Here is a 21117-nt window from a genome sequence, read left to right as displayed (position 1 = left end):
GTAGCGAAATGGACGGGCAGATGATCCACGAAACCAAGGCAGAATGGCTGGCGGCGGCGCACAAGAACGTGCTGCTGTTCGGTATGTCCGGCCTCGGCAAGACGCGGATCTCGTCGATCCTGCGCGACGGCGGCTGGTTCCACTACTCGGTCGATTACCGCATCGGCACCCGCTACATGGGCGAGGCCATCGCCGACAATTTCAAGCGCGAGGCGATGAAGGTTCCCCTGCTGCGCGAGCTGCTGCTGTCCGACAGCGTGCGCATCCGCTCGAACATCACCTTCGACAACCTCGCACCGCTGTCGACCTATCTGGGCAAGCCCGGCGATCCCGCCAAGGGCGGCGTTCCGTTCGAGGAATACCGCCGCCGTCAGGCCCAGCACCATGACGCCGAGGTATCGGCGCTGCTCGATACCCCGCGCTTCATCGAGCGCGCGCAGGAGATCTACGGCTATCGCGATTTCATCTGCGATACCTCGGGCTCGATCTGCGAAGTGGTGAACCCCGAAAATCGCGCCGATCCCGTCCTCAGCGTGCTGTCGCGGCATCTGCTGCTGGTGTGGATCGAGGGGTCTCAGGATCACACCGCCGAGTTGGTGAAGCGCTTCGACCGCGCGCCCAAGCCGATGTATTACAGGCCCGAGTTCCTGCTGGATTGCTGGAACCAGTATCTGGCCGAAAGTGGACGAATGCCCGGGGCGGTAGACCCGGACGCCTTCGTCCGCTGGACCTATGCCCGCGCGCTGGCTCATCGCCAGCCTCGATACGCGGCGATGGCAGCGCACTGGGGGCTCAAGGTCGCCGCCGACGACGTGGCCCGCGTCCAGAGCCCGGAAGACTTCCGCGCCCTGATCGCCGAGGCCTTGGAAAAGCGCGCCCATCAAGCGGCGTGATCCGGGCGGCCCGCCTGCTGCGGACCCCTGTCACAGCCAGATCACACGACGGATAATATCCGATGCCCATCACCTTGCCTTCCACCCTGCCCGCCTATGATGTCCTCTCGAACGAGGGTGTCATGGTCATGTCGGACACCCGCGCCGCGCGGCAGGACATTCGCCAGATCAAGATCGGCCTGCTCAATCTGATGCCGAAGAAGATCCAGACGGAGAACCAGTTCGCCCGCCTGATCGGCGCGACGCCCTTGCAGATCGACTTCCGCCTGATCCGCATGTCCGAGCACCAGACGCGCAACACCGCCGCCGAGCACATGGAAGAGTTCTACAAGCCCTTCCAGGAGATCAAGGACGAGAAATTCGACGGCCTGATCATCACTGGCGCCCCCATCGAGCACCTGCCCTTCGACGAGGTGACCTATTGGGACGAGCTGTGCGAGGTCTTCGAATGGACCCAGACCAACGTGCATTCCACCTTCGGCGTCTGCTGGGGCGGGATGGCGATGATCAACTACTTCCACGGCGTGAAGAAGCATGTGCTCGATCACAAGCTGTTCGGCTGCTACCGGCATGCGAACCTCTCGCCCGCCTCGCCTTATCTGCGGGGTTTCTCGGATGATCTGGTGATGCCGGTCAGCCGCTGGACCGAGATGAAACGCGACGAGATCGAGGCGGCGGGCCTGAATGTCCTGCTCAATTCGGACGTGGTGGGGCCGGCCTTCGTCGACGACCCGGATCACCGCGCGCTCTATATCTTCAACCATCTGGAATACGACAGCGGCACGTTGAACGAGGAATATCAACGCGACCTGCAATCCAATCAGGTCGAAGGCGCCGAGATCCAGATGCCGGTGAATTACTTCCCCGAGGATGACCCGAGCCGGAAGCCGCTGAACCGCTGGCGCAGCCACGCGCATCTGCTTTACGGCAACTGGATCAACGAGATCTACCAGACCACGCCCTTCGAGCTGTCACAGATCGGCCAGCCGCAGGGCTGATCCCAAGAAAAAGGCCGGCGCTTGCGCCGGCCTTTTGCGTTTCAGTTCATTGGTTCCACGGCCCGGCCCAGCCCCGGCCCGCTGCCACCTGCAGCGACGCCCAGCTTGCCGCCATATTGCGCCGTGCGGACGCAAGCGACAGGTTGGCACTGGCCAGCGAGCGTTGGCTCTCCAGAAAGTCCAGCAGCGTCGTCGTCCCGGCCTGGAAGGTCTGCTCGGACAGCTCGACCACCCGGCGATACGAACTCGTCGATTGCTGCGACGCGCCAACCGCCCGGCGGTTGCGCAGATAGCCGTCTTGCGCGACCTGCACCTCTTCGACCGCCGACAGCACCGCCGCCTGCCACGCCAGCTCGGCCTGCTCGGCCCGCGCCGCGGCCTGATCGCGCGAAGCGGCCAGCGCCGGCTGGTTCAACACCGGGATCGAAACCGAGGGGCCGAAGGTCCAGCTACCGCCGCTGTTGATCGTGCCGCCAAGACTGACCGACGGGAACCGCGCCGCCTCGGCCGCGCCCAGCGAGGCCACGGCCGCTGCGTAATCCCGCTCGGCCGCGCGCACATCGGGACGGTTGCGCAACAGGTCCGCCGGCACACCCGCGCCCGCGTCCGAGCCGCGCGGCACGGGTTGCGAGGCCCCCCGCTCCAACCGGGATTCCAGCACCTGCGCCGGTTGGGCCAGCAGGGTGGCGATGGCGTAGGAGGCGGCGTAGAAGCCGCTCTCCAGCGACGGCAGCGAGGCCAGGGCTTCGTCCAGCGCGGCTTGGGTCTGTGCTTCGCTCAGCAACGTCTCGGTGCCGGCGCGCCGTTGCTGTTGCACCGCCGACAAGGTCTCGCGACGGCTGGACAGGGTCTGACGGGTGATCGCCAGCGCCTCTTGGTAATAGCGCAGGTCGATGTAGTTCGACACGAGCGACGACACGAAGGCCAGCCGCGCCTCGCCCACCCCGAGCTCCGCCGATTGCAGCGAGGCAATGGCCGATTCACGGGCCCGACGTTCCGCCCCGAACAGGTCGATGACGAGGGACGGGTTGAAGGACGCGCTGCGGCTGGTCACGCCAGCGTCCGAGCGCAGGGCCGAGCCGCTGATGCCGCCGGTGACATAGGCTGGCGCACCTGCCGCGCGGGCCGCCGCCTCGGCCTCGTCGACGCGCGACAGGGCCGTGCGGATCGACAGGTTCTGCGCGAGGCCCTGTTCCACCAGCTCGGTCAGGAGCGGGTCGTTGAACGCCCGCCACCATTGCTGGGTGGCGACGTCACCGATGGGGGCCGGCGCCCCCTCGGCAAAGCTGGCGGCAAGGGTCATGTCCGGTGCGCGGTAATCCGGCCCGACCGCACAGGCGGAAAGGGCCAGCAGGACGGGCAGCAGGGTCAATCGGGTCGCGGGAATCATTCGGCTGCCTTCTTCTTGTCTTGTCCGAGGAGTCGCAGGATCAGAACATAGAGCGCGGGCACCATGAAGATGCCGAGGAAGGTCGAGGCGACCATTCCGCCGATCACCCCGGTGCCGATGGCGTTCTGCGATACCGCCCCCGCGCCCGAGGCTGTCGCCAGCGGCAACACCCCGAGGATGAAGGTCAGCGCCGTCATCAGGATCGGCCGCAGACGCAGGCGGGCGGCCTCGATCGCGGCTTCGGTGACGGTTCTTCCCTGCCGCCTGAGGTCTTCCGCGAATTCCACGATCAGGATCGCGTTGCGCGCGGCCAGACCGATCGTCGTCAGCATCCCCACCTTGAAATACACGTCGTTCGACTGGCCGAAGACATAGGCCGCCGCCAGCGCGCCCAAGACGCCCACCGGCACCGCCAGCATCACCGAGAAGGGGATCGCCCAGCTTTCATAGAGCGCGGCCAGAGCGAGGAAGATCACCAGCGCCGAGATCGCATAAAGCAACGGCGCCTGATCGCCTGACTGGCGTTCCTGATACGAGATGCCGGTCCAGGCGACGGAATAGCCGCCGGGGATCTGCGCGGCCAATTCCTCCATCGCGTCCATCGCCACGCCCGAGCTGACGCCCGCCCCGGCCGAGCCCGACAGCTCCACCGCCGCCGAGCCGCCGTAGCGTTGCAGCGAGGGGGCGACGGGCTCCCAGCTTGTGTCCATGAAGGAGGCAAACGGCACCATCTCGCCCGCGTTGTTGACGGCGTACCACGACAGCAGATCCTCGGGCTGCATGCGGTACTGCGCATCGGCCTGCACGATCACCGGGCGCAGCGAGTTGCCCAGCACGAAGTCGTTGACCTCGTCGCCCGAGAAGATCACCGAGAGCATCGCGTTCACCCCGGACAGCGAGATGCCGAAGCTTTCGGCCTTCTCCTGATCGATATTGAGCCTGAGCGCCACATCGGCATCCGTCCCGCGCGCGTTGACGTTGGTCAGGCGCGCATCCTGTCCGGCGATGGTTTCCAGCTGCGTTGCCGCCTCGATCAGCGCATCGACACCGTTGCCGCCTTGGTCCACCAGATACATCGAGAAGCCGCCGGTATTGCCCAGCCCCATGATCGCCGGGGGCTGCATGACCATGATCCGGCCCGAGCGGTTGGTACCGAAGGCCATGTTCGCCCGCTGCGCGACGGCGCTGGCGGAGAGCTCGGATTGCCCCTCGCGCACCGCGAAATCCTTAAGGCGCACAAACAGCATGGCCGAGTTCTGCCCGCTGCCGCCAAAGCCCCAGCCCAGCGCCGCGAAGGTCGCGTCGACGGCCTCGGATTCCTCCGTGAGCATGTACTCCTCGACCCGCTCGACGACCGAGAGCGTCTGCTGCGCCGTGGCCCCTTCGGAGAGCGAGACCATGACCATGAGCACGCCCTGATCCTCGGTCGGGATGAAGGAGGAGGTCAGGCGCTCATTGACCCACCACGCGCCGCCCAGCACGGCGGCCAGCACGGCCACCATCAGGATCGGCGCCTTGAGCGAGGCCTTCACCCCGCCGGCATAGCCGTTCTGGAAGGCGTCCATGCCCCGGTTGAACCAGCGCGCGGGCGCGATGCCGCCGTTCTCGGGTTTCGGGCGCAGCAGGCGCGCCGACATCGGCGGCGAGACGACCAAAGCCACGAACAGCGACAGCGTCATCGCCGCGACCATGGTGATGGAGAATTGCCGGTAGATCACCCCGGTCGAGCCGCCGAAGAAGGCCATCGGCAGGAACACCGCGGCCAGCACCACGTTGATGCCCACCAGCGCCGAGCTGATCTGACCCATGCTGACCTTGGTCGCCTCAAGTGCGGACAGCTTTTCCTCCTCCATCAAGCGTTCGACGTTCTCCACCACAACGATGGCGTCATCGACCAGAAGCCCCACGGCCAGCACCATGGCGAACATGGTCAGCGTGTTGATGGTGAAGCCCGTGACCTGCAGCGCGGCGAAGGTGCCCAGCAGCACGACCGGCACCGCGACCAGCGGCACCAGCGTCGCGCGCCAACTCTGCAGGAAGACGACGAGGACGAGGAACACCAGCACCACGGCCTCGATCAGCGTGTGATAGACCTGTTCGATCGACAGCTCGACGAAGGGCGAGGTGTCGTTGGCGATGCGGAACTCGACGCCCTCGGGCAGCGCGGGAAGGATCTGCTCCATCGTCGCGCGCACGGCGGCGGCGGTATCGACCGCGTTCGCCCCGGTCTCGAGGTTCACGCCGAAGCCCGCGGCCGGCAGGCCGTTGAAACGCGAGCCGCCGGAATAGCTTTCCATGCCGATCTCGACGCGGGCGACATCGCCCAGCCGCACCGTGCCACCGTCCTCATTGGTCAGCAGCAGGATGCGCTCGAATTGCTCGACGCTGGTGAGCTGACTTTGCGCGGTGATGGTGGCGGTGAATTGCTGGCCCTCTGTCGTGGGCAGATCGCCGAGCGAGCCGACCGACACCGTGGTGTTCTGCGCCTCGACCGCCGAGGTTACGTCAGACGGCGTGAGGCCATAGCGGGCGAGCGACAGGGGATCGAGCCAGATGCGCATCGCATAGCCGGACGAGAAGCTGGAGATGCCCCCCACCCCGTCGGTGCGCTGGATCGGGCCCTCGACCACCTCGGACACGAGGTCCCCGAGTTCGACCGTCGACCGCTCGCCGGTGGTGTCGACCAAGGCGACAACCATCAGGATCGACGAGGTCGAGCGCGAGACGGTCACGCCCGAGCTTTGCACCGCCGCCGGCAATTGCCGCTGCACTTGGCTGACCCGTGACTGCACATCGTTCTGCGCATCCGTCGGCTCGACGCTATCGTCGAAGACCAAGGACAGCGAAGCCGAACCCTGCCGCGACGAGCCGGTCATATAGAGGAAGCCGTCGAGCCCGGTCATGGCGTCTTCCAAGACACGCGTGACCGAGTTCTGCACCGCTTCCGCCGTGGCACCGCTGTAGCTGGCCGAAACTCGGACGGTCGTCGGCGCGATATCAGGATATTGCGAAACCGGCAGCGAGGTCAGCGACCAAGCCCCCGCCAACATGACCAGAAGCGCGAGCACCGAGGCGAACACGGGCCGCGCGATGAAATAGCGTCCCATGCGTCAGTTCCCCGATGCCGGAGCGTCAACCGGGGCGGCTTGCTGCCCGAAGGCCTCGGAGGCCCCATCCGCGCGGGTGACCACGCCGTTGTCGGCGATCACCACCTCAACGGGCGCCACCTCGGCCCCCGCGCGCAGGTTCTGCAAACCGTCGACGATCAGCGTCTCGCCCGCCACAACCCCTTCGGTCACGGCCCAGGCGTTCTGATAGCTGCCCTCTTCGGTTAACACGCGCTGTTCCGCCACGCCATCTGCCACGACAAAGGCCGTCAGCTGCCCCGAGCTGTCACGCGAGGTGGCCATCTGAGGCACCAGCACGGCCTGCATCGTCCCCAGCGTCACATCCACGCGCAGGAACTGGCCCGGCATGATCCGGCGCTCGGGATTATCGAAACGGATGCGGAAGGTCGCGGTGCCCGTGCTCGTCGAGACCGAGGCGCCGGGCGAGACCATCTCGCCCTCGGTCGGATAGGTCTCGCCGGTTTCCAGCGTCAGGCTGAGGCCCAGACGCTCGCCGGGTTGCACGGCGCCGGCGTCGATGCGGGCGCGCATCTCGCCGATCCGGCGCGAGGATTCCTCGATATCGACATAGATCGGATCGAGCCGCGTGACCGAGGCCAGCGCATCCGTCTGGTTCGCCGTGACCAAGGCCCCCACTGACACCGTCGGCACCGTGGCATAGCCCGAGATCGGGCTGGTGATCTGCGTGCGTTGCAGGTCCAGCTCGGCCGATTGCAGCGTGGCCCGGGCCGAGGACCGGTCAGCGGCACTTTGCAGGGCCGAGACCCGCGCGCTCTCCAGCGTCTCGGTGGTGACGCCGGTGCCTTCCAGCGCCTCGTAGCGGGTGACGGTCGCCTGCGCCGCTGCCGCCGCCGCTTCCGCCAGCGCGACCGAGGCGCGGGCGGCGGCCACGTCAGCCTCGTAGGTCTCGCTCTCGATGCGGAACAGCACGTCGCCGGCCTCGATCCGGCGGCCCGGCTGGTAGACGATCTCGGAGATCGTACCACCGACGCGCGGGCGGATATCCACTGATTCGTAGGCCACGGCGCGACCGGGGATCGTGGTCGTCACAGGCACATCCGCGTTTTCCAAGGTCACGACACCCACGGTCGTCGGGCCTGCGGCCATGCCACCGAATTGCGCAAAAGCAGGAACGGAAAAGGCGAGAAGCAGCGCGCCGGGCGCCGCGAGGAAGGGTTTGAACCCGCGGGCGAACCGCATGGTGAACTCCGATCGGTCAGGTCTTCAAAAAAGGACGTCGCTTTCTCCACGCAGGGGATCAAGCAATCCGTCGAAAAATATCGGCCCCACGTGTCACTTTTTCTGCGCAGCAGCGAAGCGCGGCACAAGCCCGCGAACTGCCCGTTCTAGCGCCAAGTGACAGCAGGATCATAGCAGATGGCGCCGACAGGACCGAGGGCAACGTGAAGGAGACGTTTTTTACAAAAGTGACTCCATCGGGACACGTCGCTGTTACACCCCCGGCGCCAAAAGGCGGCGTCGCAAAAAGGGGGCGCCTCGTGCTCGAAGTCCGCAATGTCTCGCGTGTGTTTGGTCAACGCAAAGCCGTCGATTCCGTCAGCTTCACAATCGACCAGCCGCAATTCGTCGGCATCATCGGCCGGTCCGGCGCCGGGAAATCGACCTTCCTGCGCATGATGAACCGCCTGACCGATGCCACCGAGGGCGAGATCCTGGTCGATGGCAAAGACATCCTGTCGCTGAAGGGCGCCGAGGCCCGCGCGTGGCAGAGCCAATGCGCGATGATCTTCCAGCAGTTCAACCTCGTGCCGCGCATGGATGTCGCCTCGAACGTCATGCATGGCAAGCTGAACGCGCGCTCGACCTTCGCCTCGATCTTCAACCTCTGGAGCCGCGAGGACATCCTGCAGGCGCTGGATATCCTCGACCGCCTCGGCATCGCCGAGCAGGCACCGAAACGCGCCGAAGCCCTCTCAGGCGGCCAGCAGCAGCGCGTCGCCATCGCCCGCGCCCTGATGCAGGACCCGAAGATCATCCTCGCCGACGAGCCCATCGCGTCCCTCGACCCGATGAACGCGCAGCTGGTGATGGATACCCTGAAGCGCATCAACACCGAGGATGGCCGCATGGTCATCGCCAACCTGCACACGCTGGATACGGCGCGGCGCTATTGCGACCGGGTGATCGGTCTGCGCGACGGCAAGCTGGTGTTCGACGGCACGCCCGCCGAGCTGACCACCGAGGCCGCGCGCGAGATCTATGGCGCCGATGACAGCTTCAACGAATCCGCCACTTCGACGGAAATCGGCGCCGACCTGCCGGTCACGCCGCCCCACATCACGCACGAGCCCCTGCCGATTGCCAGCCGTCCCCGCGCGGCGGCCATCGCGGCCTCGCTGCTCTGACCCCTTCAAGACCCTTTCATCGCAACGGAGAGAAATCCGATGAAGACCCTTGCTGCCGCCCTTGCTGTCACCACCGCGCTCGCTGGCGTGGCCCAAGCCCAGGAAATCGCCGAGTTCAACATCGGCATCCTCGGCGGTGAAAACGCCCAAGACCGTCTGGCCAACAACGAATGCTTCCGCGAATACGTCGAAGAAGCCCTCGGCGTTCCCACCCGCCTGTTCACCCCGGCCGACTACAACGGCGTGATCCAGGGCCTGCTGGGTGGTACGCTGGACGCCGCCTGGCTCGGTGCCTCGGGCTATGCCGCGACCTATCTGGCCGACAACAACGCCGTCACCCCGGTGCTGGTGAAGACCAACCTCGACGGCTCGTTCTCGTATTTCTCGATCGGTTTTGCCCGTGAAGACAGCGGCATCACCTCGCTGACCGACCTCGAAGGCCGCCGCTTCGGCTTCGGCGATCCCAACTCGACCTCGGGCTACCTGATCCCGTCGATCGAAATCCCGCGCGTCACCGGCCACTCGATGGACTCGGGCGATTTCTTCGGTGAGGTCGTCTTCACCGGCGGGCACGAGCAGACCATCATCGCCGTGTCGAACGGTTCGGTCGATGCCGGCGTGACCTGGGCCGATGGCCTGGGCGAGTGGGAAGACGGCTACAACTCGGGCGCGCTGCGCCGTGCTGCCGATGCGGGCCTCGTCGACATGAACGATCTGGTCGAAATCTGGCGCTCGAACCCGATCCCGGAAGGCCCGTTCGTTCTGCGCACCGCGCTGCCGGAAGACGTCCGCACCACCGTGACCGAGCTGCTGGCCAACCTCGGTGACACCGACGCCGACTGCCTCTACGGCGTGGCGGCCGGTGAGACCGCGGGCTTCGCCCCGATCACCCACGACGCCTACCAGACCATCATCGAAGTGCGTCAGGCCCAGTCGAACTGATCCTCACCCCCTTTCTTGCCGGGCCCCGCCATTGTGCGGGGCCCGGCGCCTATCCGGATCCCCCCATGACCCTTTCCGCCGCCCCCGACAACGGAGCCGAGCTGCGCGCGTCCTATCTCGCGCTGACCCGGCGTCGCCGGATCTATTCCGGCCTGTTCCTGCTGCTGTTCATCGTCCTTTTCGCGACCGGCTTCCGCGTCGCCGAGGAGCGCAACGCAGGCGATTTCCTCGCGGGGCTGCACCGCATCTTCGACTTCCCCGCCGCGATGATCTCCGAGGCCGTGGAGAAGGCACAGAACCTGCCCGGCCATATGATCGACGTGCTGCCGGCGCTGGTGGAAACGCTCAACATCGCCGCCGTCTCGACCCTGCTGGGCACGCTGATGGGCGGCTTCCTCGCATTGCTGGCCACGCGGGGCCTCGCGCCCTGGCCGCGGCTGATCGGCGTCTTCCGCCGTGTGTCCGACATCCTGCGCGCGGTCCCTGAGATCGTCATCGCGCTGGTCCTGATCTTCGTCTTGGGCGCGGGTCCCGTCCCCGCCGCCATCGCCATCGCGCTCCATACGGCCGGCGCGATGGGCAAGCTGTTCTCGGAAGTGAACGAGAACGTCGACCTGAAGCCCTTGGAGGGCTTGTCCTCGGTCGGCGCGCGCTGGGGTCAGCGTATGGCTTTGGGTGTCATCCCGCAGGTCGCGCCCAACTATTTCAGCTACGCGCTTCTGCGCTTCGAGATCAACATCCGTGCTTCGGCGATCCTCGGCTTCGTCGGCGCGGGCGGCATCGGCTACGAGCTGAAGAACGCCATGACCTTCGGCCAGGGCAAGTTCGACGAGGCCGCGGCGATCTTCATCGTGCTCTTCGTCACCATCGTCGTCTTCGACCAACTCTCCAGCCTGGTGCGCAACCGGCTGGTCAACGGAGGCTGACATGGCCGATATCGCCCTTCAGACCGCCATGCTGGACCGCTTCCGCTGGAAGCGCCTGCGCGCCCTCGGCCTGCCTCTTCTGGTGCTGGGATACCTCGCCTATATCACCGTCGCCTTCGACATCGCGGGCCTCGCCCAGCGCGCCCGGATCGAGAACGCCGCCATCCTTCTGGGCGACGCGATCAGCTACAAGGTCCATGTCACCCGCGACAACCGCCGGGGCGGGACCGAGGTTTCCATCGAAGGCTCGCGCCGTATGGTCTTCACCGAAGAGCTGCGCCCGGACTGGGTGCAGCTCGATGGCGATCAGGCCGAGATCGCGCTGCCGATGGGCCATTCGGTCAGCTATGATGGCCCCGTGGTGACCTATCACCACCCGGGCTACGGTGACATCGTCCTGACGCTGGGCGACGGCATCGAGATGAGCCTGCCGACCGAGACCGTGCCCGAGTGGATCAACGCCTCGAACAGCCGGGTCAGCCTCACGACCGAGGCCGGCCGCCTGTCGATGACCCGCTCGCGCACCGAGGTCTTCCGCTATTTCCCCGGCTGGGAGCTGTTCTTCTTCGACCTCGACAGCCCCTTCCATGCCATGAGCTGGGGCGAGGTCTTCGCCTCCTTCGTCAGCGGCCCACGCATCGAGCCCGCCGTGCCGAACCTGCTGCTGGCGCTCGACGATTTCTGGACCAATGACATCTGGCGCCACGGCGTGGTGGTCTGGGCCCTGGGCGAGACGATCCTGATGGCCTTCCTCGGCACCTTCGGCGCGGCGGTGATCTCCTTGCCGCTGGCCTTCGTCGCGGCGAAGAACTTCTCGCCCTCGAAGCCCGCGCGTTTCCTGATGCGCCGGATTTTCGACTTCGTGCGCGGGGTGGATGCGCTGATCTTCACCATCATCCTGTCGCGCGCCTTCGGCCCCGGCCCGATGACCGGTGCACTGGCGATCCTGACCACGGACACCGGCTCCTTCGGCAAGATGTTCTCCGAGGCCTTGGAGAATGTCGATCAGAAGCAGATCGAAGGAATCCGCTCGACCGGCGCCTCCTCGGTGCAGCGGTATCGCTTCGGGGTGATCCCGCAGGTCATGCCGGTGCTCCTGAGCCAGGTGCTGTATCTCTTCGAGAGCAACACCCGCTCTGCCACGATCATCGGCGCCATCGTTGGTGGCGGCATCGGTCTGTTGCTGACGCAGGCGATCCAGACCACGATGGACTGGGAAAAGGTCACCTATTACATCATCCTGATCGTGCTGATGGTCATCGCCATGGACGCGCTGTCCGGCTGGCTGCGCAAGAAGCTGATCAAGGGCGACACGGGACGCTGAGATGCCGAAATTGTCAAAGGATGCGCCCTTCCTGCATGAGGGCGTGAAGGTGGTGAACTCGACCTTCGGCGCTTATTGCGAGGTCGGTCAGGGCAGCATCGTGCTGAACTCGGCCTTCGAGGATTACGCCTATTGCGACCGCTTCTCGGACATCGCGAATTGCACGGTGGGCAAGTTCTCGAACATCGCGGCGATGACCCGGATCGGGCCGACCGACCATCCCTGGCGCAACGCGGCGCAGCATCATTTCCTCTATCGGTCATCCTATTACTGGGACGATGTCGAGGATGACCCGGCCTTCTTCGAGGCCCGCGCGGCGCGGCGAACGGTCCTGGGGGCGGATTGCTGGATCGGCCATGGGGCGGTGATCAAGCCTGAGGTCACGGTGGGCGTGGGGGCGGTCGTCGCCTCGGGCGCCGTGGTGACCAAGGATGTGGGGCCGTTCATGATGGTGGCCGGGGTGCCGGCGAAACCCATCCGGTCGCGGTTCACGGAGACGGTGGCCGAGCGGTTGCTGGCCCTGTCCTGGTGGGATTGGTCGCATGAGCGGCTGAAGGTGGCGCTGGCCGATTTCCGTGCGCTGCCGGCCGAGGCGTTTTTGGAGAAATACGAGGGATGACGCGGTGGTGGGGTGAAACCCCACCCTACGGGCGCAGGGACAGCGCCGGCCCGTGGGATGGCGCTGCAACGTCTGATCTTTGCGCTTTATGGTACCAGACCCGCAGAACGATTGTTCAGCGCGGGCGGCACCCAAAGCGCCAGCCCGCCGGGACGGGCCGGCGCTGTCCCGGCGCCTGCGGCTTGTTCCGGGCCTTGGTGCAACACCCGTGGGGTGGGGTTTCACCCCACCGCCGCGCGCCCCTTACTGCGCCGCCATCAGCGCCGGCCCCATCAGCCGCGCCGCCGCGCCGCCCTGTGCAAAGGCCAGCCGGCCCGCGCAGATCGTCGCCTCGATCGCCTGCGTCTCTGGGTTCACCACCACCAGATCCGCGCGCTTGCCCGGGGCCAGATCGTCGCGATCCGACAGCCCCATGACCCGCGCCGCGCCGGTGGACACCAGCTCCCAGGCCGCTTCAATCCCCATCACCCCGCGCGCCGCCAAGGCGAAGGCCGCCTGCGACAGCGCCGGGTAATAGTAATCCGAGACCAGCGCATCGCAGAGCCCTGCTGCCACCAGCGCCTCGGCCGCGACATTGCCCGACTGGCTGCCACCGCGCACCACATTCGGCGCGCCCATCAGCACCGGCTCGCCCGCCGCCTTTGCCGCCTCGGCCGCCGCCACGGAGGTCGGGAATTCGCAGACCGAAGCGCCCAGCGCCCGGTAGCTGGCCCGCGTCACCGCATCGCCGTCGTCATGCGAGCCCGTCACCACGCCCAACGCCGCGAACTCCTGCGACAGCGCCGCCAAGGCCTCGGGCACGCGGTGCGAGACGCGGTCGGCCTCCTCGATGATCGTCAGAAGCATCTGCGGCGTGCGCGCCTGTTGCGCGGCCCAGGCGGCGAAGCGTTGCGGCGCCCGCTCGGCCAGTTCCAGCCCCTCGGGCAGGTGGTTGTTGTAGATGACGTAATCGACGCCATGCCGCCGCACGGCCTCCAGCAGGCGGGGATGCTCGTCGGGCACATGCGTCTCAAGTCGGATCTGCACGCGCAGATCGGGCAACAGGCCCTCCTTCGCGCCATCCAGCGCCACCAGCAGCGCCTCGCAGGAGTCAGCGCCCCGGAAGCCGCCTTCCCAGCTCCAGCTCTGCGCCATCCAGGCCGTCGTCACGCCATTCGCCGCCAGCTCCGCCGCGACCGAGCGCAGGGCGCGGGTCTTGTCGAACGGGGCCGAGGGGCGCGGGGTCAGGTGACGTTCGAACCCGTCACCATGCAGGTCGACGATCCCCGGCATCACCCAATAGCCCGTCAGGTCGACCGAGGGCGCGGGGCCATCGGCGATCATCCCCTCGGCGAGGGTCAGGGCATCGTCACAAAAGGCGCCGTCGCGCAGCACGCGGGCGCCGGTCAGGCGGATCGGGGGAAGCAGGGCCATGGGGGTCTCCGGTCAGAAGCGCCCCCTCTAGCGCCGGCGCATGACAGGCGCGCGACGGGGTCGTGACCGCCCGATGACAGAGGTCAATCCTCGGGCGCGACCGTCAGCGTGACCCGCTCACCGGCGAAATGGGCGATGCCGTATTCCAAGGGCCGCCCCTCGGGATCGAGGTTCAGCGATTCCGCCCGCATCACCGCAGCCCCCGGCTTCAGCTGCAGATGCCCGGCCAGAATCCCGTCCGCAACCCGTGCCGTCAGCCGCGTCCAGGCGCGGGTGTAGTCCTCGACGCCGCAGAGCCGGAAACTCTCGGTCATCCCCTTCCCCTCGCGCAGGGGCGCCTCCAATCCCGGCAGCCGCGCTTTGGGCAGGGCCGAGCGGAAATGGCCGATGACCACGCCGTCGGACAGGGTCAGCCCCTCGACGCAGAGAACCGGCGTCGCTTCGGAAAGGCCCAGCACCTCGGCCTCGCGCGGGCTGGCGGGCTGGGTTTCGACGCTGAGGACCCGGCGCCCCGGCACCCGCCCGGTCGCATTCAGCGCGGCATGGAAACGGACGCGGCGACTCAGGGGATATTCGGTCGGACGGGCCGCGACGAAGACCCCGGCGCCGCGACGGGCATGGACCACCCCCTCCTCGGCCAAGGCCGCCAAAGCCCGCCGTACGGTGTGGCGGTTGACGCCGAAGCGGGTCGAGAGCCGGGCCTCGGTCGGGAATTGATCGCCGGGCATCAGCGCCGCGGCCTCGTCCTTCAGTGTGTCGGCGATCTGGCGCCAGAGCGGGTAATCGGGAGCTGTCATGCAAATTTCACGTGCAATGGTCAGGATGGTCATGCTAACAGATGTCTAGTTGTATAGTAGTCTAGACAAATGGGCAAGATGTCTACTGAAACAAATGACAGAGCCAAGGCCATGGGCCTCCTCGCCCGCGCCGACGCCACGCGCCTCGCCGCGCTGTTCCCCGACCTGCCCGAGCACGCGCTGCTGCGCGGGCCTGAGACCGGGGCGGTGATGGTGCGCGGACGTCAGGGCGGCACCGGCGCGCCCTTCAATCTGGGCGAGATGAGCGTCACGCGCTGCTCGGTGCAGCTGGCCTCGGGCGCCGTTGGGCATGCGCATGTGCAGGGCCGCGACAAGGCCCATGCCCGCCGCGCCGCGGTGATCGATGCGCTGCTGCAGGGCGACGACAGCCTGCGAGCCACAGTGCTCAAGCCGCTGGCCGAGGCCGAAGCCGCCCGCCGTCAGGCCCGCGCCGCCAAGGCCGGGGCCACGAAGGTCGAATTCTTCACCATGGTCCGCGGGGAGGATTGAGCATGAACCCGATCGCCATGAAGGGCGGCTTCACCGACGCCCCCGTGCAATCCGCGCAGAATTTCCGCGCCCTGCTGAGCGCGCTGTCGCAGCCCGGCACGCTGGTCGAGATGGCCGGCGCCGAGCCGCCCGCGCCCCTGTCGCCCGCCGCCGGTGCCGCCGCTCTGGTGCTGTTCGACGGCACGACGCCGGTGCATCTGGCCGGGCGCCTAGACACCCCGGACCTGCGCGACTGGATCACCTTCCACACCGGCGCGCCGCTGGTCGCGGCCGAACAGGCGATGTTCGCGCTGGGGCATTGGGACGATCTTCAGCCGGTCACCCGCTTCGCCATCGGCACGCCGGAATACCCCGACCGCGCCGCGACGCTGATCGTCGAGATGCCGGACCTGACGCCCGACGGCGCCACGCTGAGAGGCCCTGGCATCGACGGCGAGGCGACCCTCTCGCTGCCCGAGACCCGCGCGTTCCAGATGAACCGCGCACTGTTCCCCTTGGGCTTTGACACCTACCTGACCGCGGGCAACCGGATCGCCGGATTGCCGCGCTCGACCCTCGTGGAGGCCGTCTGATGTATGTCGCCGTCAAGGGTGGCGAGCGCGCCATCGACAACGCCCATGCCTTCCTCGCCGAGGAGCGCCGGGGCGATCCTTCGGTCCCCGAACTCAGCCTCGCGCAGATCCGCGAGCAGATGGCGCTGGCGGTCAATCGCGTCATGGCCGAGGGCTCGCTCTATGATCCCGACCTCGCCGCTTTGGCGATCAAGCAGGCGCGCGGCGATCTGATCGAGGCGATCTTCCTCATCCGCGCCTATCGCACCACCCTGCCCCGTCTGGGCCATTCGCGCCCCATCGATACCGGCGCCATGGCCGCCGTGCGCCGGGTCTCGGCCACCTACAAGGATCTGCCCGGCGGGCAGGTGCTGGGGCCGACGTTCGACTATACCCACCGGCTGATCGACTTCGCGCTGGCCGCCGAGGGCGAGGCGCCCGAGGCCCCGAAAGCCCAACCGCTCGGCCCCGTGCCGCGGGTCACGGGCTTTCTGGACCGCGAGGGGCTGATCGAGGCCGAACCCGCCTCGGACGCGACACCCCGGGACCTCACGCGCGAGCCGATGGAGCTGCCCGCCGACCGCGCCCTGCGGCTGCAGGCGCTGGCGCGAGGGGATGAGGGCTTCGTGCTGTCGCTCGCCTATTCCAGCCAGCGCGGCTATGGGCGCACCCATCCCTTCGTGGGCGAGCTGCGCATCGGCGAGGTCGCGGTCGAGATGGACATCCCCGAGCTGGGCTTCGCCGTCGAGATCGGCGAGATCACCGTCACCGAATGCGAGACGGTCAACCAGTTCATGGGCTCGAAGACCCAGCCGCCCCAGTTCACGCGGGGCTATGGCCTCGTTTTCGGGCAATCCGAGCGCAAGGCGATCTCGATGTCGCTGGTCGACCGGGCCTTGCGCTGGGAGGAGTTGGGCGAGGAGAACACCGGCGCCCCGGTGCAGGACGCGGAATTCGTGCTGATGCATTCGGACAATATCCAGGCGACTGGCTTCCTCGAGCATATCAAGCTGCCGCATTACGTCGATTTCCAGTCCGAGCTGGAGCTGGTGCGCAAGATGCGCCGCGAGGCGATGGCTGGGCGGGAGGCGGCGGAATGAGCTGCATCGTCTTCGACATCGGCAATGTGTTGGTCCGCTGGGAACCGGTCGAGGCCTTCCTGCCCGAACTGGGCAGCCGCGAGGCCGCCCTGGCTTTCCTCAGCCGCACCGATTTCTCGGCGCGGAACCTGAGGGGCGACCAGGGCGAGCAGTTTGCCGACATGGCAACCGAGATCGCCGATCCCGCGGATGCCGCGCTGTTCGCTCGTTACCCCGAGATCTATGCCCGCACGATCCAGGAGCCCATCGAAGGGACATTCTCCCTGATGGACCGCCTGCGCGCCAAGGGTCATGCGATCCACGCGATCACCAATTGGTCGGCGGAGACATGGCCCATCGGCGTCGCGACCCATCCGCGGCTGGGCACGTCCTTTGGCGTGACCGTGGTCTCGGGCGAGGAAGGCGTCATAAAGCCCGACCCGGCGATCTTCGCGCTTCTCTGCGAGCGGGCCGCGGTCGGGCCCGAGGATTGCTTCTTCATCGATGACTCTCTGGCCAATGTCGCGGGCGCCCGTGCCTGCGGTTGGCGCGCCCACCATTTCACCACCCCCGACGCGCTGGAAGCAGCGCTTATTGAGGAGGGCCTCCTGTGAGCGAGCATTACAATTTCGCCTATCTGGACGAACAGACGAAGCGCATGATCCGCCGCGCGATCCTCAAGGGCGTCGCCGTGCCGGGCTATCAGGTGCCCTTCGCCTCGCGCGAGATGCCGATGCCCTATGGTTGGGGCACCGGCGGCGTGCAGGTGACGGCGGCGTGTCTGACGCCCGAGGACCAGCTCAAGGTCATCGATCAGGGCGCGGATGACACGACGAACGCGGTCTCGATCCGCAAGTTCTTCCAGAAGACCGCCGGCGTTGCGGTGACGGAGCGCACGACCGAGGCCAGCGTCATCCAGACCCGCCACCGCATCCCCGAGACGCCGCTGACCGAGGGGCAGATCCTCGTCTATCAGGTGCCGATCCCCGAGCCTCTGCGCTTTCTGGAGCCGCGCGAGACCGAGACGCGGCGGATGCATGCGCTCGAGGAATACGGCCTTATGCATGTGAAGCTCTACGAGGACATCGCCCGCAACGGCGCCATTGCCACGGCCTATGCCTATCCGGTCAAGGTCGAGGGGCGCTATGTCATGGACCCCTCGCCGATCCCGAAATTCGACAATCCGAAACTGTCGAACTCGCCCGCTTTGCAGCTGTTCGGCGCCGGGCGCGAGCAGCGGATCTACGCGATCCCGCCCTATACGCAGGTAATTTCGCTCGATTTCGAAGACCACCCGTTCGAGGCGTCGAAAGCCCCCCATCCCTGCGATCTGTGCGGCGACGAGGGCAGTTACCTCGACGAGGTGATCACCGACGACCAAGGCGGGCGGATGTTCGTCTGCTCGGACACCGACCATTGCGAAAGCCGCCGCGAGGCGGGTCATACGGGGCGGCTGTCCCCGCAGGAGGATGCGGCATGACCGAGACCCCGCTTCTGAAGGTCGAGGGCATCACCAAGACCTATGCTGGCCGCATCGGCTGCAAGGACGTGAGCTTCGACCTCTGGCCGGGCGAGGTCATGGGCATCGTCGGCGAGAGCGGCTCGGGCAAGTCGACACTGCTGTCCTGCCTCGCCGGGCATCTAGCGCCGGACACGGGCCGCGTGGTCTTCGACACCCGCGCCGAGGGGCCGCGCGACGTGCTGGCCATGTCCGAGCCCGAGCGGCGGATGCTGGCGCGCACCGACTGGGCCTTCGTGCATCAGAACCCGCGCGACGGGCTCAGGATGGGCGTCAGCGCCGGCGGCAATGTCGGCGAGCGGCTGATGGCCGTGGGCGCGCGCCACTACGGCAATATCCGCGCCGAGGCCATCGACTGGCTCGGCCGGGTCGAGATCGCCGCCGACCGGGTGGACGACCGGCCCCGGCAATTCTCGGGCGGCATGCAGCAGCGGCTGCAGATCGCCCGCAACCTCGTGACCGGGCCGCGGCTGGTGTTCATGGACGAGCCGACCGGGGGCCTTGATGTCTCGGTGCAGGCGCGGCTGCTGGACCTCTTGCGCGGCCTCGTGCGCGAGATGGGGCTGTCGGCGGTGATCGTCACGCATGACCTTGCCGTCGTGCGGCTGCTGGCCGACCGGCTGATGGTGATGAAGGGCGGCGATGTGGTGGAACAGGGGCTGACCGATCAGGTGCTCGATGATCCGCAACACGCCTATACGCAGCTTTTGGTGAGTTCGGTCCTGCAGGTGTGAGACCCCGGGGAGGAGGCACGCCCCCTCCCCGGACCCCTCCCGTGGATATTTGGAGAGTAAAGATGATCACGGTCCGGAATGTGGCCAAGGAATTCACCCTGCACAATCAGGGGGGCGCGGTGCTGCCGGTAATGGCGGGGGCCTCGCTGCAGGTGGGGCCCGGCGAATGCGTCGGGCTGATCGGTGCCTCGGGGGCCGGGAAATCGACGCTGATGCGGATGATCTGGGGCAATTACCGCGTCGACGGAGGCTCGATCATGGTGGGCGAGACCGAAGTGGCGGGGGCCGAGCCGCGCGCAGTGATCGCGCTGCGGCGCTCGACCTTGGGCTATGTCAGCCAGTTCCTGCGCGTCGTGCCGCGGGTGCCGACGCTTGAGGTGGTGGCCGAGCCGCTCCTGTCCCTCGGTGTACCCAAGGACGAAGCCCTGTCCCGCGCGGGGGCGATGCTGGCGCGGCTCAACATTCCCGAGCGGCTGTGGTCGCTCTCGCCCACCACCTTCTCGGGTGGCGAGCAGCAGCGGGTGAACATCGCGCGCGGCTTCATCCATACCTGGCCGGCGATGCTGCTCGATGAACCCACCGCAAGTTTGGATGCCGGCAACCGCGCCGTGGTGCTGGACCTGATCCGCGAGGCCAAGGCGCGCGGGGCGGCGATCCTCGGCATCTTCCACGACGAGGACGCGCGGGCGCAGGTCTGTGACCGGGTTGTGGACGTCACGGGTTTCGGGGTGGCGCAGTGACGGGACGGCTGTTCGCGGTGGTCGGGCCCTCGGGCGCGGGCAAGGACACGCTGCTGGCGGGGGTCTGCGGCGCGGACGGCCCGCATTGGGTCCGGCGCGTCATCACCCGCCCCGAAAGCGCGGGGGGCGAGCCCTTCGAGGGCGTTACCCAGAGCGACTTTGCCACCCGGGAAGCGCGAGGCGATTTCGCCCTGATCTGGCGCGCGCATGGGCTGGCCTATGGCATCCCGCGTACCGAGCTGGTGGCGCTGAAATCGGGCCGCGACGTCGTCTTCAACGGCTCACGCGCGGCGCTGGGGCGGGCGGCGGCGGCGTTCCCGGGCTTGCAGGTGATCCTCGTCACCGCACCGGCCGAGGTGCTGGCCGAGCGCCTCGCCGCGCGGGGCCGCGAAAGCGTCGGCCAGATCGCGGCACGGCTCGCGCGCGAGGTGGAGCCCCTGCCCCGCGGCCTGCCGGTGATCGAAGTGGTCAACGACGCGACGCCCGAACAGGGCATCGCGCGTCTGAAGGCCGCGCTTCAGCCCAGCGTGGCGCGGTGAAGCTGGTGGAACACGCCGTCCTGATCCTCGCCGAAGACCGCGATGCCGCCGATGGCAAAGGGACGTTCCAGCACCGGGGCGAAATGCGCCTCGGCAAGCGGGCGCAACTCGGCCATCTGCGCGCTGGACAAACGGTCCGACAGCGTCATGTGGAAGCGGAACTCTTCCATCACGTAGGGGTAGCCGTAGCTGTCCAGAAGCGCGCGCTGGCGCTCGGTCATCAGCTCGGGCCGGCGGCGGGCGCGGTCCTCGGCGCTCATCGGCGCACGGAAGCGTTCGAACCGGGCCACGACCTGCGCCGCGAAGGCATCGAGCGCAGCCGTATCGCCAACCGGGCGCAGGGCGAGGAAATCGGCCATCTCGGCCACCTCCAGCCCGTCGATCGCAAAGGCCGAGAGGCCGGCGGCGAAGACCGAGACGGCCTCGACCAGATCCTCGGCGCTCTGGCCCTCGGCCAGCCGGAAGGGCGCCTTCAGCGTGGCGTGGAAGCCGTAGCGGCGGGCGCTGACGGAAAGCCCGAACAGGTCGGGATGCGGTTGGGCGAACTCGGCGCCGGTGAGGGCGTCGCGGCCCAGCCAACGGGCGGCCGCTTCGGCCAGGGCGCCGGCGGGCGGCGCGTAATACAATGCGTAGCGTTTCATGGCGGGAC

21 protein-coding genes are annotated in these 21117 nt (G+C 67.4%); 15 read left to right on the top strand and 6 right to left on the bottom strand.

What is annotated here, in order from left to right:
- Positions 1-20: 20 nt before the first annotated feature.
- Complete coding sequence (locus tag BCY78_RS06430; protein ID WP_068299941.1) at positions 21-893, top strand: ATPase; 873 nt, start codon at positions 21-23, stop codon at positions 891-893.
- 62 nt (positions 894-955) lie between these two features.
- Complete coding sequence (metA, locus tag BCY78_RS06425; RefSeq protein ID WP_068299488.1) at positions 956-1891, top strand: homoserine O-succinyltransferase; 936 nt, start codon at positions 956-958, stop codon at positions 1889-1891.
- 46 nt (positions 1892-1937) lie between these two features.
- Here the strand turns inward: metA and BCY78_RS06420 are convergent, their stop codons facing one another.
- Genes BCY78_RS06420 through BCY78_RS06410 form a run of 3 tightly spaced genes read right to left on the bottom strand, consistent with a single transcriptional unit; the run spans position 1938 to position 7609 of the window.
- Positions 1938-3281 carry an efflux transporter outer membrane subunit gene (locus BCY78_RS06420; RefSeq protein WP_068299485.1) on the bottom strand — a complete coding sequence of 448 codons (1344 nt, stop codon included), beginning with the start codon at positions 3279-3281 and terminating at the stop codon, positions 1938-1940.
- Complete coding sequence (locus BCY78_RS06415) at positions 3278-6388, bottom strand: efflux RND transporter permease subunit (protein ID WP_068299484.1); 3111 nt, start codon at positions 6386-6388, stop codon at positions 3278-3280. Before BCY78_RS06415 ends, BCY78_RS06420 begins: the two co-directional genes overlap by 4 nt.
- Before the next feature lie 3 nt (positions 6389-6391).
- Complete coding sequence (locus tag BCY78_RS06410; RefSeq protein ID WP_068299478.1) at positions 6392-7609, bottom strand: efflux RND transporter periplasmic adaptor subunit; 1218 nt, start codon at positions 7607-7609, stop codon at positions 6392-6394.
- Positions 7610-7908: 299 nt separating this feature from the next.
- Here BCY78_RS06410 and phnC point away from each other — a divergent pair, with 299 nt between their 5' ends.
- The 5 genes from phnC (at position 7909) to BCY78_RS06385 (ending at position 12586) form a co-directional block, all read left to right on the top strand.
- On the top strand, positions 7909-8775 hold the full coding sequence (gene phnC / locus BCY78_RS06405; RefSeq protein ID WP_083194855.1) for a phosphonate ABC transporter ATP-binding protein: 867 nt from the start codon (positions 7909-7911) through the stop codon (positions 8773-8775).
- Between the two features lie 39 nt (positions 8776-8814).
- Complete coding sequence (gene phnD, locus BCY78_RS06400; protein WP_068299475.1) at positions 8815-9717, top strand: phosphonate ABC transporter substrate-binding protein; 903 nt, start codon at positions 8815-8817, stop codon at positions 9715-9717.
- 65 nt (positions 9718-9782) lie between these two features.
- Positions 9783-10643, top strand: coding sequence for a phosphonate ABC transporter, permease protein PhnE (gene phnE, locus BCY78_RS06395; protein WP_068299473.1), 861 nt, complete (start codon positions 9783-9785; stop codon positions 10641-10643).
- Between the two features lies 1 nt (position 10644).
- Positions 10645-11967 (top strand): phosphonate ABC transporter, permease protein PhnE, encoded by a 1323-nt coding sequence (gene phnE / locus BCY78_RS06390; RefSeq protein ID WP_068299470.1) that lies wholly within the window; start codon positions 10645-10647, stop codon positions 11965-11967.
- A gap of 1 nt (position 11968) precedes the next feature.
- Positions 11969-12586, top strand: coding sequence for a chloramphenicol acetyltransferase (locus BCY78_RS06385; RefSeq protein ID WP_068299467.1), 618 nt, complete (start codon positions 11969-11971; stop codon positions 12584-12586).
- A 243-nt stretch (positions 12587-12829) separates the two neighbouring features.
- Here BCY78_RS06385 and BCY78_RS06380 read toward each other — a convergent pair whose 3' ends face one another.
- Together BCY78_RS06380 and phnF are read right to left on the bottom strand one after the other, a co-directional pair.
- A complete protein-coding gene (locus BCY78_RS06380; RefSeq protein WP_068299464.1) occupies positions 12830-13999 on the bottom strand; it encodes an alpha-D-ribose 1-methylphosphonate 5-triphosphate diphosphatase in 1170 nt (389 codons plus the stop codon).
- A gap of 83 nt (positions 14000-14082) precedes the next feature.
- Entirely contained in the window at positions 14083-14796 is a 714-nt protein-coding gene (phnF, locus tag BCY78_RS06375) for a phosphonate metabolism transcriptional regulator PhnF (protein WP_068299459.1), read from the bottom strand.
- A 78-nt stretch (positions 14797-14874) separates the two neighbouring features.
- On the opposite strand from phnF, the gene phnG reads away from it, so the two are divergent.
- The 8 genes from phnG (at position 14875) to phnN (ending at position 20468) form a co-directional block, all read left to right on the top strand.
- Positions 14875-15306 (top strand): phosphonate C-P lyase system protein PhnG, encoded by a 432-nt coding sequence (gene phnG / locus BCY78_RS06370; RefSeq protein WP_068299939.1) that lies wholly within the window; start codon positions 14875-14877, stop codon positions 15304-15306.
- A gap of 2 nt (positions 15307-15308) precedes the next feature.
- Positions 15309-15878 carry a phosphonate C-P lyase system protein PhnH gene (phnH, locus tag BCY78_RS06365; protein ID WP_068299457.1) on the top strand — a complete coding sequence of 190 codons (570 nt, stop codon included), beginning with the start codon at positions 15309-15311 and terminating at the stop codon, positions 15876-15878.
- Complete coding sequence (locus BCY78_RS06360) at positions 15878-16957, top strand: carbon-phosphorus lyase complex subunit PhnI (protein WP_068299455.1); 1080 nt, start codon at positions 15878-15880, stop codon at positions 16955-16957. Before phnH ends, BCY78_RS06360 begins: the two co-directional genes overlap by 1 nt.
- Positions 16954-17550, top strand: a complete 597-nt coding sequence (locus tag BCY78_RS06355) for an HAD family phosphatase (RefSeq protein WP_068299453.1) — start codon at positions 16954-16956, stop codon at positions 17548-17550. Before BCY78_RS06360 ends, BCY78_RS06355 begins: the two co-directional genes overlap by 4 nt.
- On the top strand, positions 17547-18416 hold the full coding sequence (locus tag BCY78_RS06350; RefSeq protein ID WP_083194854.1) for an alpha-D-ribose 1-methylphosphonate 5-phosphate C-P-lyase PhnJ: 870 nt from the start codon (positions 17547-17549) through the stop codon (positions 18414-18416). Before BCY78_RS06355 ends, BCY78_RS06350 begins: the two co-directional genes overlap by 4 nt.
- The gene (gene phnK, locus BCY78_RS06345; protein WP_068299450.1) at positions 18413-19189 is read left to right on the top strand and encodes a phosphonate C-P lyase system protein PhnK; all 777 of its coding nucleotides are present in this window, start codon (positions 18413-18415) and stop codon (positions 19187-19189) included. The genes BCY78_RS06350 and phnK overlap by 4 nt, the downstream gene beginning before the upstream one ends.
- Positions 19190-19251: 62 nt before the next feature.
- Positions 19252-19929: a phosphonate C-P lyase system protein PhnL gene (phnL, locus tag BCY78_RS06340; protein ID WP_068299447.1), complete on the top strand. Its 678-nt coding sequence runs from the start codon at positions 19252-19254 to the stop codon at positions 19927-19929.
- On the top strand, positions 19926-20468 hold the full coding sequence (phnN, locus tag BCY78_RS06335; RefSeq protein WP_068299444.1) for a phosphonate metabolism protein/1,5-bisphosphokinase (PRPP-forming) PhnN: 543 nt from the start codon (positions 19926-19928) through the stop codon (positions 20466-20468). Before phnL ends, phnN begins: the two co-directional genes overlap by 4 nt.
- Here phnN and BCY78_RS06330 read toward each other — a convergent pair.
- Complete coding sequence (locus tag BCY78_RS06330; RefSeq protein WP_068299443.1) at positions 20447-21109, bottom strand: DUF1045 domain-containing protein; 663 nt, start codon at positions 21107-21109, stop codon at positions 20447-20449. The two genes, phnN and BCY78_RS06330, sit on opposite strands and share 22 nt — an antisense overlap.
- Between the last annotated feature and the right edge of the window lie 8 nt (positions 21110-21117).

The sequence above is a fragment of the Pararhodobacter sp. CCB-MM2 genome (assembly GCF_001691415.1).
In the GTDB taxonomy this organism is placed as follows: Bacteria; Pseudomonadota; Alphaproteobacteria; order Rhodobacterales; family Rhodobacteraceae; genus Pararhodobacter.
This window is presented reverse-complemented; position numbering and strand designations above follow the sequence as displayed.